The organism is Microbacterium sp. NPDC057407 (assembly GCF_042803895.1).
Classification (GTDB): Bacteria; Actinomycetota; Actinomycetes; order Actinomycetales; family Microbacteriaceae; genus Microbacterium.
In genome coordinates, this window is the sequence record NZ_JBHVCA010000002.1 from 392,545 (window position 1) to 416,066 (window position 23,522).

General features: G+C 66.9%; 29 protein-coding genes and 4 tRNA genes. 21 read left to right on the forward strand and 12 right to left on the reverse strand.

The window, feature by feature from the left end; all coding sequences use genetic code 11:
* The first annotated feature begins 218 nt into the window (after positions 1-218).
* Positions 219-431 carry a KTSC domain-containing protein gene (locus ACFUTX_RS06720; protein WP_378861740.1) on the forward strand — a complete coding sequence of 71 codons (213 nt, stop codon included), beginning with the start codon at positions 219-221 and terminating at the stop codon, positions 429-431.
* A 95-nt stretch (positions 432-526) separates the two neighbouring features.
* On the opposite strand, the gene ACFUTX_RS06725 is transcribed toward ACFUTX_RS06720, so the two are convergent.
* Complete coding sequence (locus tag ACFUTX_RS06725; protein ID WP_378861743.1) at positions 527-805, reverse strand: GlsB/YeaQ/YmgE family stress response membrane protein; 279 nt, start codon at positions 803-805, stop codon at positions 527-529.
* 765 nt (positions 806-1,570) lie between these two features.
* Here ACFUTX_RS06725 and ACFUTX_RS06730 point away from each other — a divergent pair.
* The 11 genes from ACFUTX_RS06730 to ACFUTX_RS06780 all read left to right on the forward strand — a co-directional run bounded on the left by ACFUTX_RS06730 (position 1,571) and on the right by ACFUTX_RS06780 (position 6,371).
* Positions 1,571-2,404: a tyrosine-type recombinase/integrase gene (locus ACFUTX_RS06730; protein ID WP_378861745.1), complete on the forward strand. Its 834-nt coding sequence runs from the start codon at positions 1,571-1,573 to the stop codon at positions 2,402-2,404.
* Between the two features lie 137 nt (positions 2,405-2,541).
* Entirely contained in the window at positions 2,542-2,736 is a 195-nt protein-coding gene (locus ACFUTX_RS06735) for a helix-turn-helix domain-containing protein (RefSeq protein ID WP_378861748.1), read from the forward strand.
* A gap of 27 nt (positions 2,737-2,763) precedes the next feature.
* Complete coding sequence (locus tag ACFUTX_RS06740) at positions 2,764-3,315, forward strand: hypothetical protein (protein WP_378861751.1); 552 nt, start codon at positions 2,764-2,766, stop codon at positions 3,313-3,315.
* 190 nt (positions 3,316-3,505) lie between these two features.
* Positions 3,506-3,832, forward strand: a complete 327-nt coding sequence (locus tag ACFUTX_RS06745; RefSeq protein WP_378861754.1) for a hypothetical protein — start codon at positions 3,506-3,508, stop codon at positions 3,830-3,832.
* Positions 3,829-4,095: a hypothetical protein gene (locus tag ACFUTX_RS06750; RefSeq protein ID WP_378861757.1), complete on the forward strand. Its 267-nt coding sequence runs from the start codon at positions 3,829-3,831 to the stop codon at positions 4,093-4,095. The genes ACFUTX_RS06745 and ACFUTX_RS06750 overlap by 4 nt, the downstream gene beginning before the upstream one ends.
* 138 nt (positions 4,096-4,233) lie before the next feature.
* On the forward strand, positions 4,234-4,401 hold the full coding sequence (locus ACFUTX_RS06755; RefSeq protein WP_378861760.1) for an excisionase family DNA-binding protein: 168 nt from the start codon (positions 4,234-4,236) through the stop codon (positions 4,399-4,401).
* Entirely contained in the window at positions 4,398-4,562 is a 165-nt protein-coding gene (locus ACFUTX_RS06760; protein WP_378861763.1) for a hypothetical protein, read from the forward strand. The genes ACFUTX_RS06755 and ACFUTX_RS06760 overlap by 4 nt, the downstream gene beginning before the upstream one ends.
* A 45-nt stretch (positions 4,563-4,607) precedes the next feature.
* Positions 4,608-4,826: a hypothetical protein gene (locus ACFUTX_RS06765; protein ID WP_378861766.1), complete on the forward strand. Its 219-nt coding sequence runs from the start codon at positions 4,608-4,610 to the stop codon at positions 4,824-4,826.
* On the forward strand, positions 4,823-5,059 hold the full coding sequence (locus ACFUTX_RS06770) for a hypothetical protein (RefSeq protein ID WP_378861768.1): 237 nt from the start codon (positions 4,823-4,825) through the stop codon (positions 5,057-5,059). The genes ACFUTX_RS06765 and ACFUTX_RS06770 overlap by 4 nt, the downstream gene beginning before the upstream one ends.
* Complete coding sequence (locus ACFUTX_RS06775; protein ID WP_378861771.1) at positions 5,056-5,403, forward strand: hypothetical protein; 348 nt, start codon at positions 5,056-5,058, stop codon at positions 5,401-5,403. The genes ACFUTX_RS06770 and ACFUTX_RS06775 overlap by 4 nt, the downstream gene beginning before the upstream one ends.
* A complete protein-coding gene (locus ACFUTX_RS06780) occupies positions 5,400-6,371 on the forward strand; it encodes a hypothetical protein (RefSeq protein ID WP_378861773.1) in 972 nt (323 codons plus the stop codon). The genes ACFUTX_RS06775 and ACFUTX_RS06780 overlap by 4 nt, the downstream gene beginning before the upstream one ends.
* Before the next feature lie 86 nt (positions 6,372-6,457).
* On the opposite strand, the gene ACFUTX_RS06785 is transcribed toward ACFUTX_RS06780, so the two are convergent.
* The gene (locus ACFUTX_RS06785) at positions 6,458-6,655 is read right to left on the reverse strand and encodes a hypothetical protein (RefSeq protein WP_378861776.1); all 198 of its coding nucleotides are present in this window, start codon (positions 6,653-6,655) and stop codon (positions 6,458-6,460) included.
* Between the two features lie 726 nt (positions 6,656-7,381).
* Between ACFUTX_RS06785 and ACFUTX_RS06790 the strand changes: the two genes are divergently transcribed.
* From ACFUTX_RS06790 to ACFUTX_RS06800, 3 genes are all read left to right on the forward strand, one after another.
* Positions 7,382-10,291 (forward strand): hypothetical protein, encoded by a 2,910-nt coding sequence (locus tag ACFUTX_RS06790; RefSeq protein ID WP_378861779.1) that lies wholly within the window; start codon positions 7,382-7,384, stop codon positions 10,289-10,291.
* Between the two features lie 20 nt (positions 10,292-10,311).
* Entirely contained in the window at positions 10,312-11,652 is a 1,341-nt protein-coding gene (locus ACFUTX_RS06795) for a PKD domain-containing protein (protein ID WP_378861782.1), read from the forward strand.
* 120 nt (positions 11,653-11,772) lie between these two features.
* Positions 11,773-12,645, forward strand: a complete 873-nt coding sequence (locus ACFUTX_RS06800) for a DUF3800 domain-containing protein (protein ID WP_378861785.1) — start codon at positions 11,773-11,775, stop codon at positions 12,643-12,645.
* 1,033 nt (positions 12,646-13,678) lie between these two features.
* On the opposite strand, the gene ACFUTX_RS06805 is transcribed toward ACFUTX_RS06800, so the two are convergent.
* Together ACFUTX_RS06805 and ACFUTX_RS06810 are read right to left on the reverse strand one after the other, a co-directional pair.
* Positions 13,679-14,032, reverse strand: a complete 354-nt coding sequence (locus ACFUTX_RS06805) for a hypothetical protein (protein WP_378861788.1) — start codon at positions 14,030-14,032, stop codon at positions 13,679-13,681.
* 50 nt (positions 14,033-14,082) lie between these two features.
* Complete coding sequence (locus ACFUTX_RS06810) at positions 14,083-14,613, reverse strand: recombinase family protein (protein WP_378861791.1); 531 nt, start codon at positions 14,611-14,613, stop codon at positions 14,083-14,085.
* A 101-nt stretch (positions 14,614-14,714) separates the two neighbouring features.
* Here ACFUTX_RS06810 and ACFUTX_RS06815 point away from each other — a divergent pair, with 101 nt between their 5' ends.
* Positions 14,715-14,927: a helix-turn-helix domain-containing protein gene (locus tag ACFUTX_RS06815; RefSeq protein ID WP_378861794.1), complete on the forward strand. Its 213-nt coding sequence runs from the start codon at positions 14,715-14,717 to the stop codon at positions 14,925-14,927.
* Here ACFUTX_RS06815 and ACFUTX_RS06820 read toward each other — a convergent pair.
* From ACFUTX_RS06820 to ACFUTX_RS06835, 4 genes are all read right to left on the reverse strand, one after another.
* Positions 14,924-15,175: a hypothetical protein gene (locus ACFUTX_RS06820; RefSeq protein WP_378861797.1), complete on the reverse strand. Its 252-nt coding sequence runs from the start codon at positions 15,173-15,175 to the stop codon at positions 14,924-14,926. The genes ACFUTX_RS06815 and ACFUTX_RS06820 overlap by 4 nt on opposite strands.
* A gap of 158 nt (positions 15,176-15,333) precedes the next feature.
* Positions 15,334-15,405: transfer RNA gene (locus ACFUTX_RS06825), tRNA-Val, on the reverse strand.
* Between the two features lie 24 nt (positions 15,406-15,429).
* Positions 15,430-15,503 (reverse strand) — tRNA-Cys (locus ACFUTX_RS06830).
* Between the two features lie 56 nt (positions 15,504-15,559).
* Positions 15,560-15,632, reverse strand: a tRNA-Gly gene (locus ACFUTX_RS06835).
* Positions 15,633-15,784: 152 nt separating this feature from the next.
* On the opposite strand from ACFUTX_RS06835, the gene ACFUTX_RS06840 reads away from it, so the two are divergent.
* Positions 15,785-15,860, forward strand: a tRNA-Val gene (locus tag ACFUTX_RS06840).
* Positions 15,861-15,900: 40 nt separating this feature from the next.
* Here ACFUTX_RS06840 and ACFUTX_RS06845 read toward each other — a convergent pair.
* From ACFUTX_RS06845 to zapE, 3 genes are all read right to left on the reverse strand, one after another.
* Positions 15,901-16,431 carry a type II toxin-antitoxin system PemK/MazF family toxin gene (locus ACFUTX_RS06845; protein WP_378861800.1) on the reverse strand — a complete coding sequence of 177 codons (531 nt, stop codon included), beginning with the start codon at positions 16,429-16,431 and terminating at the stop codon, positions 15,901-15,903.
* Positions 16,432-16,498: 67 nt separating this feature from the next.
* Positions 16,499-17,767 (reverse strand): ammonium transporter, encoded by a 1,269-nt coding sequence (locus ACFUTX_RS06850; RefSeq protein ID WP_378861803.1) that lies wholly within the window; start codon positions 17,765-17,767, stop codon positions 16,499-16,501.
* A 161-nt stretch (positions 17,768-17,928) separates the two neighbouring features.
* A complete protein-coding gene (gene zapE / locus ACFUTX_RS06855) occupies positions 17,929-18,954 on the reverse strand; it encodes a cell division protein ZapE (RefSeq protein WP_378861806.1) in 1,026 nt (341 codons plus the stop codon).
* Positions 18,955-19,071: 117 nt separating this feature from the next.
* Between zapE and ACFUTX_RS06860 the strand changes: the two genes are divergently transcribed.
* Positions 19,072-19,974, forward strand: coding sequence for a sulfurtransferase (locus ACFUTX_RS06860; protein ID WP_378861809.1), 903 nt, complete (start codon positions 19,072-19,074; stop codon positions 19,972-19,974).
* A 35-nt stretch (positions 19,975-20,009) separates the two neighbouring features.
* Positions 20,010-20,450, forward strand: a complete 441-nt coding sequence (locus tag ACFUTX_RS06865) for a SufE family protein (RefSeq protein ID WP_378861812.1) — start codon at positions 20,010-20,012, stop codon at positions 20,448-20,450.
* A gap of 10 nt (positions 20,451-20,460) precedes the next feature.
* On the opposite strand, the gene ACFUTX_RS06870 is transcribed toward ACFUTX_RS06865, so the two are convergent.
* Positions 20,461-21,681, reverse strand: a complete 1,221-nt coding sequence (locus tag ACFUTX_RS06870; RefSeq protein WP_378861814.1) for an alpha/beta hydrolase — start codon at positions 21,679-21,681, stop codon at positions 20,461-20,463.
* 25 nt (positions 21,682-21,706) lie between these two features.
* On the opposite strand from ACFUTX_RS06870, the gene ACFUTX_RS06875 reads away from it, so the two are divergent.
* Together ACFUTX_RS06875 and ACFUTX_RS06880 are read left to right on the forward strand one after the other, a co-directional pair.
* Positions 21,707-22,297, forward strand: coding sequence for a DUF3000 domain-containing protein (locus tag ACFUTX_RS06875; protein ID WP_378861817.1), 591 nt, complete (start codon positions 21,707-21,709; stop codon positions 22,295-22,297).
* Positions 22,290-23,489 (forward strand): ribonuclease D, encoded by a 1,200-nt coding sequence (locus ACFUTX_RS06880; RefSeq protein ID WP_378861820.1) that lies wholly within the window; start codon positions 22,290-22,292, stop codon positions 23,487-23,489. The genes ACFUTX_RS06875 and ACFUTX_RS06880 overlap by 8 nt, the downstream gene beginning before the upstream one ends.
* Positions 23,490-23,522 lie beyond the last annotated feature (33 nt).

A 23,522-nucleotide genomic window follows, 5' to 3' on the forward strand; every position in this document is an offset into this window, starting at 1 on the left:
TGGCTCGGATCAAGGCTACTCAGCTTCGGACGCGCTCGACGTCCCGCCCGCTCAGGCGTGAAGCGTTCGCGTGGCAGTCGGCGTGACGGTCGTCGAGGCGGCGACCGCGTGCGATCCGACGAGTTCCATGGCCGAGAGTCTACCGAGGACCGCACCTGGTCCGGCCGAGCTCGGTGGAGCGCCTGCGGCGCGCCGATGTGCAGGGTACGCTCGGCCGGGTGCGACGCCGACCCCTCGACTCCGGAGCGATCGCCGCGGTGGGGTACGACCCCGCCACCGCGGTGCTCGAGCTGGAGTTCGTCTCAGGAGAGGTCTACCGCTACTTCGCCGTGCCGCCCTCGGTGCACCGAGCTCTTCTCGCGGCGAAGAGCGCCGGGCGGTTCTTCCGCGAGCACATCCGGGACGTGTACCCGAACGAGCACCGACGCTGATCGCCGGCAGGCGCTCGATCGCCGCCCGAAGCAGCAGACGGGGCCGCGCGAGATTTCGCGCAGCCCCGTCCGGGTGCTGGAAACGCCGGGTCGTGTCAGCGCGTGACGCTGCGGCGACGAGTGAACAGCACGTACAGTCCGAGCACGATGATCGCGCCGATGATCGAGCCGATGATGCCGGCCGGCTGGAGGAATCCGCTGTTCGGGTCAGAGCCGAAGAGCAGGAATCCGAGGAAGCCGCCGACGAACGAGCCGACGATTCCGAGGACGATCGTCATGAGGATGCCCATGCTCTGCTTGCCGGGGATGACGGCACGAGCGATGAGCCCCGCGATAAGACCGATGATGATGAGGCCCAGGATGGTCCAAAGCATGTTTCCCTCTCCCTTGTTCGTACCTGCCGCAGGGGCCGCGGCCGGTATTCACCCGCATGAGGCGGTACAAGGACGCTAGCCTCATCAAGGTTTTTTTCTCGGACGGGTGCGCGCAGGCTTCGGGAGCGGTAATATTCGCGCCGCGCGGTCGGGTGATGGGGCGGGAAAAGCGAAAGACCCGCGGAGATCCGCGGGTCTTGGTGTGCGCGATACTGGGATCGAACCAGTCTGAGGTCCGCACGATCCACCCTTGTATTCACGCGGTATTCCAAACGATGCCCCGTGATCCTGGGCGTTGTCTGCCTTCGCGCTATTGTCAGCGGTGAGCAACGTTGTGCACCGAGTGGCAACCACTAGGGCACGTTAGGGCACGAAAGGGTCATCGTGGCAAGCTCAGCAACACGCAAGCGCACACGGAACGCCTGGGGAAAAATTCGACGACTCCCCAGCGGCCGGTACCAGGCGTCCTACGTCGGACCGGACTGGGAGCGTCACGTCGCTCCGATGACCTATACGGCGAAGGCGGACGCACACGCGTGGTTGGCCACACAGCGCGCGGCGATCGTTGCCGGCTCCTGGTCACCGCGTACGGCATCGGCGACAGCGACTTCACAAGAGTCCCGCGTGCAGCGGTTCGGCGCGTACGCTGACGTATGGCTTCGGGAACGGTCAGGAAGACGTGGCCATGAGCTGCGTCCGCGCACTGTCGAGGAGTACCAGAGGCTTCTCCGAGGCCCGCTCGCAGCCTTCGCGGAAACTCCGTTGGTGTCGATCACGCCGGCGGCGGTTCGCACATGGCGGGCGACCGAGATCGGCAAAGGCAAGATCACGCAAACGTCGCGTGCCTACGATCTGCTGCGCGGGATCCTGAACACTGCGGTAGACGACGACCTCATCAAGACAAATCCCTGCCGGATCCGCGGAGGTTCCTCGAGCTCGACCAAGAAGCCGGTCATTCCGCCTACCGACGACCAACTCTCGACAATCCTCGATGAGATCGAGCCTCGCTACCGCGCCCTGGTCGTGCTCGCCGCTAATGGCGGGCTTAGATACGGGGAAGCAACGGCGTTGGTTCGATCCGACGTGACGATAGAGGAGTCCGCGGACGGGCGAGAAGCGCGCGTTGTGCGCGTGCGCGTTGAGCGCGCAGTGACCCACACAAAGGCGCACGGCTTCAAGGTCAGCGACCCAAAGTCAGAGGCAGGCATCCGTGTCGTCGCGATCTTCGGGCCGGACGCCGATGTCGTGATGCATCACTGCGCCAACTACACGGGCGACAGGATGGACGCGCTCCTCTTTCCGGCTGCGGACGGGTTCGGTTATCTCGCCCAGTCCACGTTCTACAAGCATTGGGACCGGGCTCGCGCCGCTGCGGGACGACCCGACATGCCGTTCCACGCTCTGCGCCACTTCGCCGGGACACGTTACGCCCAAGCCGGCGCGACCCCACGCGAAACGATGTCCCGACTCGGTCATTCGAGCATGGGAGCAGCGATGCGGTACCAACACTCCGGTAACCGGGACGACGAGCTGGCAGCGCGCATGGCCAGGCATGTGGATAACGCCGGAGTGTCAGAACCCTTGCCTAGTGTCACTTAGCAACGCCTAGCAGTGTTTCGCAACTAATCGATCTGGAGACAACAGGGCTCAGGAACCCGACGAGCAGGAGTCCGTCCAGTGGACTTCGCTCCCGAGTACCTGCTCGGGTGGCTGTCAATCGATGCAGGAGCGCACCTATGTCGCACGGCGACACCCCCGTCTGGGGAACGCTGACTGAAGCAGCGGAACACCTTCAGATTTCGGTCTGGACCGTGAGACGGATGATCTCTCGCGGCGAGGTCGATGCCCGCAAGTTCGGCCAGCAAATCCGAGTCAACATGCATTCGCTAGACCGCTCGGGCGCCGCGCTGACGTGGCCGGCCGGTGACTGACGCCTTCACCCGCGGAGGTGATCGCTCGTGACCTGGTCCCGGCTGAGTGACGACTACACCGAGCGAATGCTCGACGTGTCTGACGCCGCATTTCGGCTCGACATCCAAGCGACGGTCTGGTGCAACCGCCTGCTCACCGACGGCCGCGTCCTCGAGCGCCGGCTCCCCCACATCTGGCCGGGCCGCAACGACCTCGAGCAACTCGCTGAGGAGCTCGTGGAGGCCGGCAGATGGATGCGCGACGACAAGGGGTACCTCGTCGACTGGGTAGACCAGGAACAGAGCATCGACGTCAAGGCGCGTCGTGCGGCCAACACCGAACGACAGCGGATCCACCGCAAGCACAAAGGTGGCGACCACTCTGAGTGCAACCCGAGGTACTGCAAGTCGCGTAACGCTGTGACAGACAGCGGGACACGCTCCGTGACTGACAGCGTGAGTAACCGCACCCCCTCCCGTCCCGTCCCGCAAGGGACAGGGAAAGGGAGCAGCGCGGACATGTGCCCCTTGGGGCACCCGCCGCTAGATGACTCGCCCGCGTATTGCGCCCTCGGTCATCGGATCGGCGATGAAGAGTGACGCCCCACCCCGGCATAGTGCGGCCTCGCACGCGCTCGACAGGGCCGGAGCGCACTCACTCCGCCCCCAACATAAGCAGCGAGCTAGTCCGAAGGAGATCGCCGAAATGAGTAACCGACGTTCACGGCGCGCGAGGCGCGACAACACCGATGCGGCCGCTGGCCTGGCGGCACTACTACTGTTATCCGGCATGGCCGATCGGCCCCCGCTGATGCACCGGGACGCTCAGCTCGATGTTGAGGCGCAGCGTCTAGCTGCGCGGCTCATCGCCAGTATCGACGACGAGCAAGGGCAGTCCGATGCGATCGGAGAGGCCTCCGTCCGGGTGCCGGACGCTCTCAGACTGGGCAGGGTCTTCGGGAAGGCGCTACGTGTCTTGACCGGCGAGTACGTCAGTGCGCTTCTCGCTCGCACGGACGAATTGGAGCAAGGACATCCGGACACGACAAGGGAGGCGCTTGTCGAGGAAGCGAACGCCGCACTCGAGCGCATCCAGGACTTGGAGAACGCCACGTGACCCTGGACGTGCTGGTGCCGGTCGATCAACTGCCGAAGTTGTGCGGGGTCTCTCCCCGCACGATTCGCCGATGGATGGAACGCGACGGCGTAGGGGCGGTCTGGGTCCGAAATGAGGCAACCTCAGGCCGAAAGGCCGTACGCCGCGGCGACATCCCGGCGTCCTGGGGTCTCGACGTCATGAATACGGGCAACCGGACCATCATCAACGGGCATTTCGCCGCGAGGGAAGCCGAGCGCAATCGCTGGAGGACGGAGGGTTGAGGTTGAACACCCGTGGCCGATAGAGTCTTCATATTGGGACATATCCGTCCACAACGCGCCACGGCTTCCCGCCGGGCGCGTTTTCTTTTCCCGGCCCCGTGCATCCGCGCGGGGCTTTCGTCGTTAAGGAGGCAGCCAATGAGCTACATCAGCATCGGGGAGGCGGCGGCAAGACTTGGCGTCTCACAAAAGACCGTTCGCAGATACATCGCGGCGGGGATTGTGCGCGGTGATCGCGTCGGCCCTCGCCTCATCCGCGTGGACGCGAGCAGCCTCGATCGCGTCGGGCAACCGCTCGCAGCATGAGCGCGCCCAAGCCACGGAAGTTTGCCGAGATGGTCAGCGCCTGGGACGACCCCGAAGCGTTCGCCGCTCTCGTCCAGGAGTACTACGCGTCCGTTGCCGCCGAGCGATCGGCCGGCGCGCGGGACTTTACCCTCCCCCTCCATTCGGCGGACGTCGAATGACTCAGCCCGCCGCACCGCCCACGTCACCCAAGAAGGAGAAGCCACGTGACACCCACCGCCGCGTTGAACGGGAGCCTCGTCGACTCCGAGACGATCGCACTCGACGCCGAGCTATCGGAAGCGAACGAGCTTCGTGCTCGCCTTGAGAGTGCGATCGCCGACAACGAGTCGCTCGTGAAGCTTCTCGACGCAGCGCGGCGCTACGGCCGCCGCTGGCGACGCCGATACGAGTCCGCAATTCGGTCGACGGGAGCGGGCGCGTGACTCCCGTGGAAGCCCTCCGGGCACTGGGGATCGCCCCTCCGATCTGGGCGCGGGAAGCGCCTGAGATCGGCTTCACCCGCGCGGGACGGAAGGAATGGCGCTACAGGGCGAAGTTCCTCGCCACGTCGGCCATCGTCCCCGTCGCCCACTTGATCGTCGAGGGCTGGGATGTCGTCCTCGACCGTGACCCCGCCGGGCTCATCATCCGGATCAGCAAGAAGGAGAATGCATGACCACCCCCACCGATCTCGAGGCGCAAATCGTCGCACTCGCGCAGGGTCCGAGCGAATCGGATGAGCAAGCGCTCGAGCGCATTCGTCGCGCGCTCCAGTTCACCGACGCGACAAAGTTCGCTGGACAGAACGGCCGTGTCGACACAGCCAAGGTCCAGACGTTTGCTAAGGCGCTCACCGTTTCAGCCGACGCCGGCTCGGAGGGCTCCGTTCAAGAGGCTCGCGAACAAGCGAGGAAGCGACTGACAGGCGAGGGCACCTCGGGTGATGCTCGAAGCGGCTCCGTCCGCGAGAACCGCGAGAGGGTCGGGGAACGACTGGCTCGATTCGGAGGCCACGCATGACGACGCAGCAAACCCTGAGTTCGGCCAACCTGCCTTCAGTCTTCGCGCGGCCGCTCGCTGCGCTGCCGGACACCGCGCCGTTCCAGCGGCTGGTGTCGCTGAATCGATCTCCGTTGTTCCACCGGATCGCCGGCGGCATCGACGGATGGAGTGCCCTCGTCGAAGCCCACAAGCGGGCCGGGGACATCTTGGAAGCTCGACCGGCTGACCGGCCGGTGTCGCCCGAAGACGCAGCTCGCGCGATCCTCGACGGACAAGACCCGTCCACGGCAATCGACAGGATCAGCGCAGCGACTGAGGCCCTCAAACGTCGGGAGCTGTTCGCGAAGGTCCAGGACGCCGCGCTCCAGGAGGTGTCCCACCGCGCCGAGGCATGGGTCACGTCACACCTGATCGAGATCGAGGATGCGCTTACTGCGGACGTCCAGGCGATCTTCGATAAGGCCGCATCCGCGGTCGGTCATCTTCAGGGGGTGCACGTCGCGACGGACCTGGTGGAGCACCCGCTGGCAGCCGTGCACTGGGCCGAGGTAGCGCGGCTGGGTGTCGAACTTGGGGAGATAGAGCGCAACGCTGACGCTCTCCGTCCCCGGCACGTCCCGGGGAACGGGCCGGCGAGCATGTGGCCGCTTGCCGGCTTGATCGCCGACTATCCCCGGGTCTGGAGCAAGTACTACTTGGCTGAGCGGCTGGAGACGGAGACCGGAGAGATTCCGGACGAACGTGCACCATGGGACGATCCCGACCGGGCCGTCGTCCTCCGGCACCTCGCCGAACTGAAACCGATCGCGCGGGTCCGCTTGGGCCGGCACTACCGAGAGCACCTCGACGACCTCGCGAAGCGCGCAGCCAAGGACCGCGCCAACCTGCAGGAATCCATCCATCAAGAGGTGCTGCGCGAGAACCGCGGCAGCACCGCCAACCTCGCCCCTTGGCAGCCAGCAGTGCCGCCCTGGCCCCGGGACTAGCAGGGTCCTCTCCTTCCCCTTCTATCGGGCCCCGGCCGAGTGGAATCAATCCCACCCGGTCGGGGCTCACCTGTCCCCCGGGGGTGTCAAAGCACGGACTCGAGCGCCTCAAGCGCGTAGGTGCGGATCTCGCCCGACCTCAGCCGCACGTGAGCGACGGGGAACGGCTCGAGGTGCAGCTGCTCCACCCACCGCTTCGTCTCGGGTCCGTCCCCAACACGGGAGACGACCACTCCCTCGAGCCCATCCACAATGACGCGTTGCCCCAGTTGCACACTCTCCATGACGGGGAGAGTACAGCGGTCCTCACTCTCCCGCACAGCACATGCGACCGACAGCCGACACACGCTGCATGTCGCCTCACCTGACAGTCGACCAGACGTGGAGGACGCTCGGCCCCCTGTTCAGTCGGGCAGGGAGCCGAGCACCTAAGGGCGCGTAGCAGAGAACACGCACCACCCATCGTCACCCAAGACACCAGGGCCCACCACCCCCCCCCCACCCCGCGCCCCAGCCCGCCACGTTCTGTGCTTCGCGGTGCGCGCGGGTCTGGGGGTAAGTAGGCCCTCCCGAAAGCAGGTGCGTTATGTCGGCGCGGAAGTCGATCATCTGCTCGGTTGAAGGGTGCGCCGCTGAGCGGCGTTTGGCGCACGGTCCCCTGTGCAACCGCCACCGGTACCTCCAGGATCGCTACGGCTCGACCAGCGAGGCCCGAAAGCAGATCGCATGCCGCTTCTGCGCTCAGGAGTTCGTGCAGCCCCGCGTCGGAGCCATCTACTGCTCGACTCCCTGCCGTCGAGCGGCCCAGAGGACGAGCACGGCCTCGCCTCTGACCCTCGCCTAGCCGCTCCGCGCCCGATTGCCCCCTCCCCGTGATCCGCGCCCCTGAGCGCGGCGAAAGCCGTTCCCGACTGGCGTCGCGGCTCCCCCTATCCCCTTCACTCTTCGAGGTTCCCCATGGCAAACCAACTCCCCCACCAGGTGCCCGACTTCGTCCCGACGGTGACGTCGTGACGTTCAACCCCGGCCGCAGCGTGGGCCGCGTCTCGATCCGCGTCGTGCCCGACACGACCAAGTTCCGTCGGGACCTCGAGCAGAAGATGCGCGCGATCGAGCGGACGACATCGATGCGGGTCCGGGTCAACAAGGCCAACGTCGACTCCCGGAGCATCAAGAGCGACATCCAGCGGCAACTCGACGGCATCGACATGTCGAAGCTCTCGTCGAACGCGGCGATCACGGTCGACAGGGCCGCGATCAACACCCGCAAGCTGCAGGAAAGCATCCAGCGCCGCCTCGCATCCTTCGGCGACTTCAAGGCGAACCTCGCCGCGCAGATCGCCGACAAGGAGAAGTTCGACCGCGACGTCCGGCGGCTCGTCGACGCCGCGGAGCGGCACCAGGTCGACATTCCGGTGGCAGTGACCACGGCAATCGCGAACGCCCGCCTCGCCTACACCGCGCGGACTCGTTTCGTGACGCTCGTGGTTCGGGTCAGCCAGGCGTCCATCACCAAGACGCTCGCGACCCTGGCGGCGCTGTCCGGTGCTCGGCTGACGTGGAAGTGGATCGACGACCTCGTCAGCAAGCTCCGAAACCTCGACAGGACTCTCCCGGCGATCGTCGGGTGGACGACAGGGATCACGTCGCTCATCGCGGCGCTCGCGGGCTCGGTCTCGGGACTCGTCGGCATAGGCCAGGGGCTGTTCACCATCCTGCCCGCGTTCCTGGTGCTCCCCGGTCTCATCATCAACGCGGCCGGATCGCTCACGGTGCTCTTCGTCGCGCTCAAGCACGCGCGCGAGGAACTCGGGGCGCTGTCGGGCGACATGAACGAGCTCGGCGGCATCATCCGCACCACGTTCTGGGACAACGCGCGCCAGCCGATCCTTGACCTTGTCCAGGGGCTCATGCCGCAGTTGCGGAACTCGTTCCGTGAGCTGTCCCAGGGCGTCGGGCAGTTCACCGGTGCCCTGGCGGAAGCCTTCGGGCGCTCGCTGGGCGGTGGACGACTCGAGTCGATCTTCGGCGGCATCGCCGAGGGTTGGCGGATCCTCGCGACCGGCGCGGACGGGTTCGCCGGCGCGCTCACGTCTCTCTCCCAGATCGCCTCCCGCTACACCCCGCGCCTCGCGGCATGGTTCGTGCGGCAGGCGAACACCTTCGACAACTGGCTCAACGCGATCAGCAACGACGGTCGACTCGGCTCCTGGATGGAGCAGGCGATCGACTCGATGTACGACCTCTGGGACGCCACGAAGGGCGTCGCCGGCGTCTTCTCGGGCATCTGGAAGGCCGCGGACCAGGCCGGCTCTGGCGGGCTCGACGGCTTCGGCAAGATGATGCTCGACTGGCAGCGGGTCGTGAACAGCGCCGACTTCCAGCGCGGGCTCTCGGCCGTGTTCCGCGGCTCGTACGCCGCGATGGACGCGTTCGGGGGAGCGGTCGAGGCGATCGGTCGCCTCTTCGCCGACATGCCTCGCCAGTTCGAGCGGTTCATCGGATCGGCCGGTGGGTTCCTCGGTGGACTGATCGAAGAGATCGCCACGGCGCTCAACTCGACCAAGTTCGCGATCGGGCTCGACGGATTCTCCGAGGGTCTCGACGCTGCGCTCGAGGGCATCACGCCCGCGATCCAGCCGATCGCCGACACGTTCGGGAACTTCCTCGGCGCGCTCGGCGACATCGCCGCGAATCTGCTGCCCGCAGCGACCGGCGTCATCGCCGACCTGACGCCCTCGCTCGACGCGCTCGTTGCTGGCGTGGAGTCCCTTCTCCCGGACCTCGCTACCGCGCTGACCGACATCTCCGATGACCTGGCCCCCGCGATCAACGATTTCGTCGAGGCGGCGTCCCCCGTCCTCGTTTCGGTGATCGGTGATCTCGCTGACGTCCTCGTCGACCTGGCCCCCGTCCTCGCGGACCTCGTAGGTGGCGCGAAAGACATCGTCGGGGCCGTCTCGGCATGGATCGCGGGCAACGAGGAGGTGTTCGGTACGGCGGAGGAGACGGTGCGGTCGTTCAGCGCTAAGCCTCAGTGGCTCGATGAGCTACAGGACGTTCTCGGCACCACCGGCGGCGCGGCGAGCTCGATGTACTTCAAGGATCAGGACTACTCCGCAGTCCAGAAGTTCGTCCATGACGTCACCGGCGTCGGGCAGTACAACACCCCCGAAGCGGTCGCCAAGGCGTTCGAGGAACAGATCAAGGCCAACGTGCAGTACGCGGCCAGCCTGGTCGTCGCCGAGTACAAGCAGAAGCTCAGCGACGGTGGGGCCGAAGCGGCGTCGGGATTCCTCAATGCGGTCTCGACGTCCGGTGTGCCGCAGGAAGTCATCAACGCGGTCAAAGCTCAGCTTGGTATCGCGACGCTCGACGCGCCGACGTGGCTCTACAACCCCGGATCGCAGGCGGTCGCCGGCATGGGTGACGGCATGAATGCCAACGTCCCCACCGTGGAGCAGATCGCCGCGGGCCTCGGCCCTCGCATCAGCTCCTCCGTCCCAACCGGTGCGCTCTACGACTCCGGATTCCAGATGGTGAGCGGCATGTCCGAGGGCATGAAAGCCGCCCGGTGGAAGGTCATCGCCGCGGCAATCTCAGCCGCCGACGGCGCGATGGTCAAGGTCAACCAGCACCTCGGCATCCAGTCGCCCTCCCGCAAGTGGGCGAAGGAAGTCGGTTGGTGGCTCCCCGCCGGTATCGCCATGGGTATCGACCAGAACGCCGGGATCGTCGAGAAGTCCGCACGCGCGGCGCTCGACTTCAACCCGCTCAGCGCGTTCCGGGGCGAAGGACTCGGCGGCGCGGCCGGCGCAGGCGCGCACATCGAGATCACCCAACCGTTGCTTCCAGGCGAGACGCCGCAGGAGCAGCGCGACAACCTCGTGCGCGAGCTCCAACTCGCGCTCGGCAGCTAATCCCTCACGAAGGAGAACACATGACACTCGACACTTGGGGCTACGACACCGGTGCCAATGGAGACAACCTCGACTCCAGCAACACCGGCGGTGCTGGCCTCATCGTCCTCACGGGCGGCACCTCGGCCAAAATCTCGACCTCGACGCCGATGCACGGCACTCGATGTGCAGAGTACGTCGGCACCTCCGCCTCAGGAGGTGTTTACGAAGAGCACAACATCGCCGCGACCGCGGTGCTCGGTCGCATTTTCATCCGATTTGTCGGCTCGCTACCCAGTGCTGACACGGCAGTGGTGTGGCTCGGTAACGGCTCCTCCCAACGGGCCCACATCGAGGTCACCGCCCTCGGCCAACTCCGCGTGCGGGACGACGCGAACGGTGCGCAGTGGATCACCGCCGGCGGGCAGTCGACAGCGACGATCGTGGCCGACACGTGGTACCGCCTCGTCTACTACTTCGATATGACGGCTGGACAGTTCCGCGTCGCGGTCTACACGGGAGACGGCGCGACGCCCATCTCTGGACTAGACACCGGGCTCCGGACCGGGATCAGCCTCGGCGCGGACTCGTACACCCGCCGTCGGCACGGTGCTAAGTCCTCCACCAGCAGCACAACAGTTACCGTCCGGATCGACGACCCGGCCTTCGAAGACGCCGCGACGGGCTTCAACTCCATGCCCTACGGCACCCCTCCGATTGTCGACGCCGGCGCACACCAGAACGTCGCCGCGGCCTCCACGGTGACTCTAGGGGCGACCGCGAGCGACCCGGATGGTTCCATCGCGTCCTACGCGTGGTCGTTCGATTACCCCACGTCGGGCGCGCCGGCGCTCACCGGAAGCAGTACGTCGACGCCGTCGTTCACGGCGGGCGCTCTCGGGTCGCTGTACATCCTCCGGTGCACGGTCACCGACAACGACGGGTTCACCGCATCCGACACCGTCGAGGTCCGGGTTCCGATCGCCGGCGCAACGAGTCAGCGCGTCGTCCCGACCAACGGCACCGCCGTCGGCTCCTGGACAATCGGTGGCGGCGCAGCCAACCACGGCGCTGCCCTGTCCGATGAGTCGGACACCACCTACGTCGAGTCCCCGGCAGTGTCAGCGTCGGAGACAAGCCTCCGGGTCCGGATCACGCCCGGAGCCGTGAAGGCCAGCGGCAGCTTGAAGGAACGGCTCTGGACCGACACCGGGACCGCGAACGCGACACTGCGCCTGTACGAAGGGACCACGCTGCGCCAGTCGTGGACGCAGGCGCTCACCAACGTCCCCACCGAGTACACCTTCACGCTGTCCTCGGGCACGCTCGCGGCAATCGCTGACTCGTCGAACCTGTACGTCGAGTTGGCTGTGGTCGCCTAGACGAGCCCCGAGGGGTGGCCACGGGCTCGGGCCCGCGGCCCCCCTCGGGGCCTAGCCCGATGGACCAGAGTCGTAAAGCCAAGGGGGTGTTGCGACGGTGGCGCTCGCTAGGCTCGCGTCATGTTGCTGTTCTACGTCGATGAGTGTGGAGATTCATCCCTTCGCCTCGATCCCAAAGCGTCGGTTCCGACATTGGCCCCGGGGGTGAGCCGATACTTCACGCTTTCGGCCGTGGGTATCCGCGACTCCGCGCGCAAGCCGATGGCCGACGCGCTGTTCGAGACGAAAAAGCGGCACTTCGGAGCAGAGGCGATGGAAGGACCGTGGGCGGATACCGAGATTAAGGGTCGCCATCTCCGGCGAGCTGAGCGAGGTGCGACTGTCGGGGTACCCCTACAGTCGCCAGCCGGGTATTCGAGGCTTGCCACCCCGAAGCGCGTCACGGGCCTGGTGAACGACTTGGGCCTCATCCTTTACAAGCATCGACCTCTAGTCCTGTCTGTCACGATCGACAAGGCGCAGTTGATCGCAGCGGACGAAAAATACCGACACCCGCTGGGGGTCGCGTATGCGCTCCTCCACGAGCGTGTCGCCTTCACCCTTGAGAAGCTCTACGTCGGAGAGAGCGCAGTTCTGATCGCTGACCAGCAGACCGAGCATGAGCGATACTTCCGCTCAGGTGACATGCACCGGATGCGTCACCTCATGGCATCCAAGCTTGCAGTCAAACCGAACTTCGAGCTCGTCGTGGACAAGCCGCTTTGGCTGGATACCGACCTCAGCTCGTGGGATCGAGAACTCCTACAGCTCGCTGACATCGTTGCGTACTCATGTTCGGAGTGCGTCACTTCCGGAGTGGCCCCTGCGACGCCCACCTACCTGTGGCCCCAGATCCGTCGGTCGATGGCCGTCCACTGGCGCGCGGGCGAGATTCACCAGGCAGGTTTCACCGTCTATCCCCGGAAGCGGACGTACTATCCGCAAACCGAATGAAGGTGTGCGAGGGCAGGAAAAACCGGCACCAGTCGAAGACCACCGGATTTCCGGAAGCTGGACACTGACGCCGGTATGACAACTATGACACGCCGCGATCCGACTTGACAACACGAGCCGACAACTCTCATCAAGCACCTAACTTCGGTTTCTCTGAGATATGTTCAAGGCCATGGTGAGGGTGCCAGGCGCATCAAGAGAGATCGGTCCGGAAAACGAAGACGGTGATCCGATCTGGATTCTCCCAGCAACGGGGCAGACGGGGGCCCGCCCTGGCGACGAGTTTCACTCCTACGGCCGGCGACGCGCCCGGATCTATCCACCCCCAGATCACCCCATGCACAGGAATCCCCTGCCCATGGTGCGGCACGGGTATCGCCTCGCAATCGGCCGCTGGAACGAGGCGAACAAGCAGCTTCCCAAGGATTTGACGCGGGAGAACTCAGGGGAGCTCGGCCCCGGGGAGTCGGCTAGCGCCTTGGTGGTGATCGCCGCGCACGACGTGCTCGAGTGGGTTCATTCCATGCAAGACTTCTTGAGGGCGGAAGGCATCTACTCCGGCCAACTCACGCCCTCGCAAGTAGATCCCGAGCTAGGACCGTATGTAGACGGGCTGCTCGGTGCTCGTATCGCCCTGCATCACCAATTCACGCCGGTCGTCGGGCTGGTTCCGGTGCATGCTGTCCGCTACATCGCCGTAGGCGAGCGGTGGGAACTCCGCGGGCTAAGCCCGGCCCCTCCGCGGCTCGAGGCCCGATGGTCAGAGACAATTCCTGAGATCGATATCGTGCGTCAGCGACGCGCTTACCTTGACCACCTAGCCGGTCGACCCGTCGGCGACTCATTCAACATGGCAACCCATTACTTCTGGAAACAGATGGGAACCCCCTTGAAGGACCCGTTCTACTGGAGCGGTCCCGCAGATCACCCGCCGCCCATAATCCCGGGCAGTGGCGAAGACGGCGGTGTGCCCCGACCATCATGAACTTGTGCACTCACTGCAGGCGCTCGCGCATCGAGGCAGGCTGCTAGGTCATCGCGGCTGGTTCGGCCGCCTCCGGGGCCGCGTCGAGGGCGGGTAATCGTCCCACGGATCAGGCCGCGGGGGAACGATTCTCCCGACCCGAAATGGATGCTTGAGCGGCAGAGGCCCGTGGCTCTCGAGGTTCTCGCCATAGCGTCCGGGGAAGGCGACCGTCACCTCAACTCCGTGCCGTGGCATGTTCCCGACGAAGTAGTCGACGCGTCGCACCGCCCTCAGAATGCCCCTCACGAGCGGGCGCGCGGAGGAGTCGCTGCGGAGACGGCTGAACATGACGCGCCGGCCGATATCTAGCTCTTCCAGCTCATCAGCCGTGCACTCGCGTTCGCGGTCATAGAGTTCCACGGGAACATTGTGACGGGGACCGCAGACATCCCCGTTCGGCGGCCGACCGTCTACCGCGCAAGCGCTCGCTGGACGGCGGACGTCGACACGCCCAGCACACGCGCTATGTGAGCGTACGAGCGATCGAAACGGCGCAGCTCGGCTGCGACGGCAACCTGTTCGGGCGACAACGCCGGCGGCCTGCCGGGCCGGTTTCCGCTCGTCTGCATTCCATGACGCGTTCGACGACTCCGGAGGCGTCGACTCGCTGCGTCCAACTCACGTAGCACCGTCACGACGGTCGGGTCGGCAGTGCGTGCGTCGGGAAGCGAAAGACAATCCAGCACGATGCCTCGGTCGGCGAGTTCCACGAGGATGGCTACCATTGCACCGACTTGATCCGCGAGCCGGTCAAGCGAGGAGACCACCACGGTGTCGCCGGATTCGCATCCGGCGATGAGCGCCGCGAGTGCCGAACCAGAACGTGGCGAAGGTTCTACGACGACGTTCAAGACATCCGCCGACGCCAGGCTCTCGAGCTCGGCATCCAACGACTCGCCGGCATGTAGCGGCCGTGAGTAACCGATCTTCCGAGAGGCCATGCGGGCACCCTAGCCTGCCGACGGGCGTCAGGCCAGGTTGTCGCTCGAAGGTGCGCACGTGTGTCTGGTGCCCCCGTACCCCCGTCGCTCAGACTGGCTCGATGGCTTACCTCACCGCCAGAGAGCTCGCTGAGCACCTGAATGTCTCGCGGGACACCGTCTACCGCCTCACGCGATCGGGCGAGATCCCCGCTCGAAACGTTGGGCGGGTCAAGCGGTACGTTCTCGAGGAGGTTGACGCCGCCCTAGCGCCGCCGCCGCCCGGCACCTGGAAGCAGTCGAATCGCTCGCGCGGGCGCAAGCGACGTACCTAGCCCGCGAGCAGACGAGCCATCAGGTCTGCGGCCGCTCGTACCGCCTCGGCCGCGGCGAGTCGATCAGATCGGCTCTCACCCGTCGGCTCCGTGTCGATGGACAAGAACCATTCCTCGCTGCCATAGCGCGCGACCTCGACGAGCGCGCCACCCTCCGAGAAGCGGACGCTCTCCCGTTGGCCGAACTCGTTGGTCTCGACGATGTATCGACCAGCGAACTCGTGGCTCAGTACTGTTGAAACGGACATGGCTCCTCCATTGAGCTGTGGTCCAGCGCCCTCGTCGAGTTGCCGCTCGGCGGGGGCGCGCTTATTGTTTGCCTGGAAATTAGCACACGCTAGGGCACGCGTGGGGCACGTCGAAGATTAGAAAACAAAAGACCCGCGGAGATCCGCGGGTCTTGGTGTGCGCGATACTGGGATCGAACCAGTGACCTCTTCCGTGTCAGGGAAGCGCGCTACCGCTGCGCCAATCGCGCCCGTGAGGGCAGTTCAGTTGTGAGTGGAGGTGGCGACGGGATTCGAACCCGTGTAAACGGCTTTGCAGGCCGGTGCCTAGCCGCTCGGCCACGCCACCGCGTGTGGTTTGACCCCACGTGCCGTGACTCCCCCGGAAGGAAGCCCCTGCACTCGAGCGGATGACGAGACTCGAACTCGCGACCCTCACCTTGGCAAGGTGATGCGCTACCAACTGCGCTACATCCGCATTTCGTTCCCGGGTTCGCCCCGGGCACTTGAATGACTTTAGCCGATCCTCGGGCGCATGCAAAACCGATGACGACCCGCGCGTGTCTCCGTCGCGTGGTTCGAGACGGCCACTCGCATCGGGTAGGATCGAGTCTCGGCCCCACGGGTCACGGGCGATTGGCGCAGTTGGTAGCGCGCTTCCTTCACACGGAAGAGGTCATCAGTTCGAGTCTGGTATCGCCCACCACGACGAACCCCGCCGCGGCGGGGTTCTCGCTTTTCCGGGGTCAGTGCCGTGCCGGGCGGCTGTCCCACCCGTACCGCTGCTGGAGCGCGTCAGCGACGCGCGAGAATCGCGCAGCATCGAGCACGGATGCCTCGCGCCGCATGCCGTCCCGATGCACGAGGTAGATCTGCTCGATGTCGACCCACGACGGGCGTCCGGCGGAGTCCCACTCACCCGAGCCGAGCGACAGGTAGTCGCGGTCGCCGTCGTGCGGCTTGCTGGTCAGCCGCACCGCGTACACGCGGTCCTCGTCGCGCCGGGCGATCACGAGGACCGGCCGGTCCTTGCCGCGGCCGTCGCGCTCGTCGTACGGCACCCATGTCCACACGACCTCTCCGGCATCCGGTTCGCCGTCGACCTCAGGCGCATACGCGATCACGAGCCCGCTCGGCGGGGGCGGGACGATCTCGACGGTCTCGGTCGATCCCGTCCAGCGGCGATCGGCGGAGGACGAGTCCTCGTGCGAGGCGGGAGCCGACGGGGGTCGGAGGATCCGTGCGATTCGGCCGATCAAGCCGGGGCGGGATGTCACCACGTCAGGCTAACGCGCGCGAAGGGGCGCCGCGGGAATCCGCGACGCCCCTTCGACGAGCGAGAGGTCAGGCCTTGCTGTTCTCCAGCACGTAGCCCTCCTCGCCGTGGATGACGGTGTCCAGACCGGCCACCTCGTCCTCGTTCTTCACGCGGAACCCGATCGTCTTGTGGATCGCGAAGCCGATGATCCAGGCGAGCACGAACGAGTAGATGAGCACCGCGAAGGCTGCGATCGCCTGCACCAGCAGCTGCGTGCCGTCGCCGCCCGTGAAGAGGCCGGTGTTGGTCGCGAAGAATCCGATGTAGAGCGTTCCGATGAGGCCGCCGACGAGGTGGATGCCCACGACGTCGAGCGAGTCGTCGAAGCCCCACTTGAACTTCAGCTCGATCGCGAGGGCGCAGACGGCGCCGGCGATGAAGCCCAGGAGGATGGCCCAGCCGGGCGTGAGCGCGGCACAGGCGGGCGTGATGGCGACGAGGCCGGCCACCGCACCCGAGGCGGCGCCCACCGACGTCGGCTTGCCGTCCTTGAACTTCTCGACGACGAGCCATGCGAGCAGCGCGGCGGCGGGCGCGGCGATCGTGTTGACGAAGGCCAGCGCGGCGACGCCGTCGGCCGCCAGCTCCGAGCCGGCGTTGAAGCCGAACCAGCCGAACCACAGCAGGCCGGCGCCGAGGAGGACGAACGGCGGGTTGTGGGGGACGTGGACGCCCTTCTGGAATCCGACGCGCTTGCCGAGCACCAGCGCGAGCGCCAGAGCGGCCGCACCGGCGTTGATGTGGACGGCCGTTCCGCCGGCGAAGTCGATCGCACCGACGCCGAACCACTCCTGGAGGCCGTACGTGATCCAGCCGCCGTAGGCGAAGCTGCCGTCCTCCGCCAGACCGAAGTTGAAGACCCAGCTCGCGACCGGGAAGTAGACGATGGTCGCCCAGATCGCGGCGAAGATCATCCACGAGCCGAACTTGGCGCGGTCGGCGATCGCGCCCGAGACGAGCGCGACAGTGATGATCGCGAAGGTCGCCTGGAAGGCGACGAAGGCCAGCGGCGGGTACGCCGCGCCCTCGGGAACCTCGATGAGCGCGGACAGTCCGATGTTGTTCCAGTCGATCGACCACGGCGGGACGAGGCCCTCAGAGCCGGGGAACGCGATCGCATAGCCGTAGACGACCCAGAGGACGCCGATCAGGCCCATGGCGCCGAAGCTCAGCATCATCATGCTGATGACGCTCTTGGCCTTGACCAGACCGCCGTAGAAGAACGCGAGTCCGGGCGTCATCAGCAGCACGAGCGCTGCTGCGATCAGGATGAATGCGGTGTTGCCTTGATCCATCTCAGGGGAAACCTCTCTGCAGGGACGCAGGTAAAGCGTCGGGTTCACCCCAGTGTCGTCATGGCCCGTTTCGGCGGCGGTTCACGTCGTGTTTCCCGTCGGTTACACGGCCCGTCCCCGCGTAAACATCGTGTTTCGCGCGGAGGTGATGTCGCCGGGAATCAGGCGAGAGTCGACGCCACGAGCCGGGAGATGGCCCTCAGATACTTCTTGCGATAGCCGCCGGCGAGCATCTCTTCGGGAAAGACACCGTCCAGCGGTGCGCCGGTGGCCCGGATCGGCAGTTCGGCGTCGTAGACCCGGTCGATGAAGGCGACGAACCGGAGTGCGGCCGACTGGTCGGCGAAGGGCTCGACCTCGCGAAGGCCCACCGCGTCGAGCCCCTCGATCAGGCGGATGTAGCGAGAGGGATGCACCCGAGCGAGATGCGCCACGAGCGAGGCGAAGTCGTCGTCGGACGCGACGCCGGAGGCCGCGGCATCCGCGATCGCGGCGCGATAGTCGGCGTCGCTGAGGACGGCGGCGTGACCATCGACGGCGCGCTGACGGTAGTCGGTGCCGTCGATGCGGATCGTCTGGAAGCTCGCCGCCATCGCGTGGATCTCGCGCAGGAAGTCCTGCGCGGCGAAGCGCCCCTCCCCCAGCGCGTTGGGCGGAGTGTTGGATGTCGCGGCCAGGCGTGTTCCTGTCGAGACGAGTTCGCCGAGCAGGCGGGTCATCACCATCGTGTCGCCCGGATCGTCGAGCTCGAACTCGTCGATGCACAGCAGATCGGCCCCGCGGAACAGGGCGACGGTGTTCTGATAGCCGAGGGCGCCGACGAGCGCCGTGTACTCGATGAACGACCCGAAGTACTTCCGTCGCGCCGGCAGCGCGTGATAGATCGCCGCCAGGAGGTGCGTCTTGCCGACGCCGAAGCCGCCGTCGAGGTACACGCCGGGTTTGGTCTCCGGTCGCTTGGGTCTCCGGAAGAAGCCCCCCTTCTCAGGCTGAGCGACGCCCGAGAAGGCCTGAAGCAGGGTCTTCGCCTCCTGCTGCGAGGGAAAGGCGGGGTCGGCCCGGTACGTGTCGAAGGTGGCGTCCGCGAACTGCGGCGGAGGAACCAGGGCGGCCACCATCTCCGCGCCCGCCAGCTGCGGGTCTCGCTCCGTCAGATGGACGATGCCTGTCGGTGCCGAGACGGTCATGCGCGATCCTGTGTCCAACTCTTACGGGGGCGGACGGCCGAGGGGCCGGGGAATCTAAGGTCGTAGACGACGGTTCCACCCTAACCGTCGGACAATCGGCACTGATCGAGGAGCAACATGACCGTCGAGACAGATCCGTCGTCGGAGAAGTTCGCCGAGTACGCCGAGCCGGGCCGGCTCGTCACGGGTGAGTGGCTCGAGCAGCACCTCGGCACGCCCGGCCTCGTCGTCGTCGAATCCGACGAGGACGTCCTCCTGTATGAGACCGGACACATCCCCGGCGCTGTGAAGGTGGACTGGCACACCGAGCTCAACGATCCCGTGGTCCGCGACTACGTGGACGGCGCCGGTTTCGCGGCGCTTCTGTCGCGCAAAGGCATTTCGCGCGACGACACCGTGGTGATCTACGGCGACAAGAACAACTGGTGGGCGGCCTACGCTCTGTGGGTCTTCTCGCTGTTCGGCCACGACGACGTGCGCCTCCTCGACGGCGGACGCGACAAATGGATCTCGGAGGGTCGACCGCTGACCACCGACGTGCCGACGCCGACCCCCACGGACTACCCGGTCGTGGAGCGTGATGACTCCACGCTGCGGGCGTACAAGGAGGACGTGCTGCAGCACCTCGGCAACCCGCTCATCGATGTGCGGTCGCCCGAGGAGTACAACGGGTCGCGCACGTCGGCTCCCGCGTATCCCGAAGAGGGGGCGCTGCGTGCAGGGCACATCCCGACCGCGAAGAGCGTGCCGTGGGCGCGTGCCGTGGCCGAGGACGGAGGCTTCAAGCCGCGGGCCGAACTCGATGCGATCTACCGCGACGAGGTCGGGCTGAACGACGGCGACCCCGTGGTCGCTTACTGCCGTATCGGCGAGCGGTCGAGCCACACGTGGTTCGTGCTCAAGCACCTCCTCGGTTTCGATGACGTGCGGAACTACGACGGATCGTGGACGGAGTGGGGCAGCGCAGTGCGCGTGCCCATCGTCACCGGTGCCGAGCCCGGCGAGCTGCCCGCGCGCTGAGCCGGGGCATCCGCCGCCGTGAAAGGATGGCGGGGATGACCGACACCGCACTTCCCGAGGCGCTCGCCGACATCCGCGACGAGTTCCTGGAGCTTCCCGAGCCGGAACGGCTGCAGCTCCTGTTGGAGTACTCGCAGGAGCTGCCCGCGGTGCCTGCCGAGTACGAGGGGCATCCCGAGCTGTACGAGCGCGTCGCGGAGTGCCAGTCGCCGGTCTTCATCATCGTCGACGTGGGCGATGACGGTGTCGTCGCCATGCATGCGACCGCGCCCGCCGAGGCTCCGACCACGCGAGGCTTCGCGAGCATCCTCGCGCAGGGAATCACCGGACTTCGCGCGGAAGAGGTGCTGGCGATCCCGTCGGATTTCCCGCAGACGATCGGCTTGACGCGGGTCGTCTCGCCGCTGCGGATCTCGGGTATGACCGGCATGCTGATGCGGGTCAAGCGCCAGGTCCAGGCGAAGCGGTCGCTCTGACTCGAGTCGGTCAGACCTCGGCCCCCTCGCGGCTGCCGGCGAGGTTCATCTCGCGCAGCCACGAGGTGATGCGCTGCGTCCAACGGTCCTGGTCGTAGTTCCACAGCTTCGTGTGCCGTGCGACGTCGAAGACTTCGAGCTGCACGAGGTCCGGACGTGCCCGAGCGAGCTCGTGCGACGCGTCGGACGGCACGAAGCCGTCGTCGTCGCTGTGGAGGATGAGGATCGGATGCCTCAGCTCGGCCGCGCGCGCGACGACGTCGAGCCGGTCGAAAGGGATTGCGCTGCCTGCGCGCGCGATCGGAGCGGTCCACTCGTGCTGCAGAGCCTCGATCGCCAGTCCGCTGACCGTGGGCGGGACGCGCATGATGCGGGCCTGGTACTGGAGGACGATGCGCCAGTCGATCACCGGCGACTCGAGGATCAGCCCCGCGATGGCGTGGCGATGAGCGGAGTTCAGCGAGACCTGGAGCGCGATCGCGCCGCCCATCGACCACCCCATCAGGATGATGCGCCGCGCTCCTCGTCGCCGGGCGAAACCGACCGCGGCGTCCACGTCGCGCCATTCGGTGGCACCCAGGGTGTAGGTCCCTGTTCTGCTGCGCGGGGCCTCGCCGTCGTTGCGATACGAGACGACCAGGGTGGAGATTCCGAGGGAGTGGAAGAGGGGTACGGCCCTCAAGCACTCGGCGCGGGTCGTCCCGCGTCCGTGCACCTGGATCACCCAGGTGTCGCCGTCTCCCGCCGGGAAGAACCACGCGGGGCACGGGCCCACCACCGAGCCGATCAGCTCTGGCGTGAAGGGGAGGTGGAGCTGCTCGGGCCTGTCGTAGTACCAGCCGCTGAACGCCGCGTCAGGCGAGAGCCGGGAGTCCGAGCCGATGTGCGTGAGCAGCTTGCGTTTGACGCTCACATCGTCCTGGGACAGGACAGACCCAACCTTGACGTAGGTGGAGGTGCCGGTGGTGAAGAGTCCGTAGCGACCGGGGAGCCCCGTGTCGGGTGTCTTCGCGAGGGTGATCGTCTGGGCGGCCGTGTCCAGGGCGAGGATCCTCGTGTCGGGCACGCGTCCGGCGGGTGTGACCACGCGCCGCGCCATGTGGATCGAAGCGACGGCGGTGGCCGAGAGCGCGGTGGCCAGAGCGACGCTGACGATGCCCAGCGCAACCCTGATCCCGGTGAGCAGGGCGGGTGATGCGCCGGTCTTCGCGGCGCGCCTGAAGGCGTCCATCGAGGCCTCACTCTAGTCTGTCCGGGTGGCTGAGCTTCGTCCTCCGGCGGCTACGACGCCGTTCGCGCTGGCAGCCGACGCGGTGCGGGCCATCAGGTTCCGCGGCGACCTGTCGGTCCGCGAGATCCCGGCGCCCGGTGGGCTCGCTCCCGATGCCCTCGCGCTGGCGGGCGACGTGCGTCCGGAGACGGAGGGCGCCGACTCCGCGTACGGCACCGGCCGGTTCATCCTGCTGCACGATCCCGACGAGCCGGCGCAGTGGAACGGGCCCTGGCGCATCGTCTGCTTCGCGCAGGCCCCCCTCGAACCCGATATCGGCGTCGATCCGCTGCTCGCGGACGTGGCGTGGGCCTGGCTGACGGACGCGCTCCAGTCTCGTCGCGCGGGGTTCCATTCCGCGTCCGGGACGGCGACCAAAACGCTGTCGAAGGGATTCGGCGCGCTTGCGGCCGAAGGCGACGGCGCGCAGATCGAACTGCGCGCTTCCTGGTCGCCGGAAGGCGAGATCGCGCCGCACGTGGAAGCATGGGCAGAGCTCGTATGCATGCTCGCGGGGCTTCCCCCGGGGTCGGAAGGAATCGAAATGCTGGGTCTGCGCAGGATGACGCGTGACTGAGTACACCGTCATCGACCGCCTGGAGGATCTCGTGGTGGCCGCGGAGCGGCTTGCAGCCGGCGAGGGTCCCGTCGCGGTCGATGTGGAGCGTGCGTCGGGTTTCCGCTACTCCCAGCGGGCGTATCTCATCCAGGTCTTCCGCCGGGGCGCGGGGGTCTTCCTCTTCGATCCGCCGCCGATCGCCGACTTCCGGCCCCTCCAGGCGGCGATCGGCGACCAGGAGTGGGTGCTGCACGCTGCGAGCCAGGACCTTCCCTCGCTGCGTGAGCTCGGACTGGAACCGTCGTCCATGTTCGACACCGAGCTCGCCGCGCGTCTGCTCGGGCACGAGCGGGTCGGGCTCGGCGCTGTCGTCGAGGACACGCTGGGAATCACCCTCGCCAAGGCCCACTCGGCATCCGACTGGTCCACCCGGCCGCTGCCCCAGGCGTGGCTGGAGTACGCGGCGCTCGATGTCGAGCACCTCGTCGACGTGCGCGACGCGTTGGCGGCCGAGCTGGCCGAGCAGGGCAAGACAGCTTTCGCCGACGAGGAGTTCCGGGCCGTGCTGGATCGCGAGCCGAAGCCGCCCCGCGAGGAGCCGTGGCGCCGCCTCAGCGGGCTGCACACGGTCCGCGGCCGGCGCCCGCTCGCGGTGGCCCGTGCCCTGTGGACCGCGCGCGAGGAGTTCGCTCGCGAGCAGGATGTCGCGCCGGGACGTCTCGTCCCCGATCGCGCGCTCGTGGCGGCCGTGCTGGCCGACCCGAAGTCGAAGCAGGAACTGGCGGCGGTCAAGGAGTTCACCGGCCGGGCGAGCCGGTCGCAGCTCGACAGATGGTGGGCGGCATTCGAGGCGGGACGGGCGACGACGGAGCTGCCGCTGGAACGTGCGCCGGGGGGCGATTCGCTTCCGCCGCCGCGCGCCTGGCCGGATCGCAATCCCGAGGCCGATGCGCGATTGAAGGCGGCCCGCCCCGCGGTGGAGCAGCGTGCCGAGGAGCTGCGGATGCCGACGGAGAATCTTCTGACTCCGGACCTGCTCCGTCGTGTGGCGTGGGCTCCCCCGGCGCCGCTCACCGCCGAAGCGGTCGGAGAGTCCCTGCTCGCGCTCGGCGCGCGACCCTGGCAGGTTGCGCAGACCGCACAGGTGATCGCCGATGCCTTTGTCGGATCCGTGCAACCCTCTGAGTCGGCGTCGGACAGCGTTTCGTAGGATTCCCCCACCCGATTCCGGCCGCCCCGCGGG

Coding starts and splice junctions, on each gene's coding strand:
- ACFUTX_RS06725 (WP_378861743.1), bottom strand. CDS start 805: ATGCTTTGGACCATCCTGGGCCTCATCATCATCGGTCTTATCGCGGGG.
- ACFUTX_RS06735 (WP_378861748.1), top strand. CDS start 2,542: ATGTCGCACGGCGACACCCCCGTCTGGGGAACGCTGACTGAAGCAGCG.
- ACFUTX_RS06745 (WP_378861754.1), top strand. CDS start 3,506: ATGGCCGATCGGCCCCCGCTGATGCACCGGGACGCTCAGCTCGATGTT.
- ACFUTX_RS06755 (WP_378861760.1), top strand. CDS start 4,234: ATGAGCTACATCAGCATCGGGGAGGCGGCGGCAAGACTTGGCGTCTCA.
- ACFUTX_RS06760 (WP_378861763.1), top strand. CDS start 4,398: ATGAGCGCGCCCAAGCCACGGAAGTTTGCCGAGATGGTCAGCGCCTGG.
- ACFUTX_RS06775 (WP_378861771.1), top strand. CDS start 5,056: ATGACCACCCCCACCGATCTCGAGGCGCAAATCGTCGCACTCGCGCAG.
- ACFUTX_RS06780 (WP_378861773.1), top strand. CDS start 5,400: ATGACGACGCAGCAAACCCTGAGTTCGGCCAACCTGCCTTCAGTCTTC.
- ACFUTX_RS06785 (WP_378861776.1), bottom strand. CDS start 6,655: ATGGAGAGTGTGCAACTGGGGCAACGCGTCATTGTGGATGGGCTCGAG.
- ACFUTX_RS06795 (WP_378861782.1), top strand. CDS start 10,312: ATGACACTCGACACTTGGGGCTACGACACCGGTGCCAATGGAGACAAC.
- ACFUTX_RS06800 (WP_378861785.1), top strand. CDS start 11,773: ATGTTGCTGTTCTACGTCGATGAGTGTGGAGATTCATCCCTTCGCCTC.
- ACFUTX_RS06810 (WP_378861791.1), bottom strand. CDS start 14,613: ATGGCCTCTCGGAAGATCGGTTACTCACGGCCGCTACATGCCGGCGAG.
- ACFUTX_RS06815 (WP_378861794.1), top strand. CDS start 14,715: ATGGCTTACCTCACCGCCAGAGAGCTCGCTGAGCACCTGAATGTCTCG.
- ACFUTX_RS06820 (WP_378861797.1), bottom strand. CDS start 15,175: ATGTCCGTTTCAACAGTACTGAGCCACGAGTTCGCTGGTCGATACATC.
- ACFUTX_RS06850 (WP_378861803.1), bottom strand. CDS start 17,767: ATGGATCAAGGCAACACCGCATTCATCCTGATCGCAGCAGCGCTCGTG.
- zapE (WP_378861806.1), bottom strand. CDS start 18,954: ATGACCGTCTCGGCACCGACAGGCATCGTCCATCTGACGGAGCGAGAC.
- ACFUTX_RS06860 (WP_378861809.1), top strand. CDS start 19,072: ATGACCGTCGAGACAGATCCGTCGTCGGAGAAGTTCGCCGAGTACGCC.
- ACFUTX_RS06865 (WP_378861812.1), top strand. CDS start 20,010: ATGACCGACACCGCACTTCCCGAGGCGCTCGCCGACATCCGCGACGAG.
- ACFUTX_RS06870 (WP_378861814.1), bottom strand. CDS start 21,681: ATGGACGCCTTCAGGCGCGCCGCGAAGACCGGCGCATCACCCGCCCTG.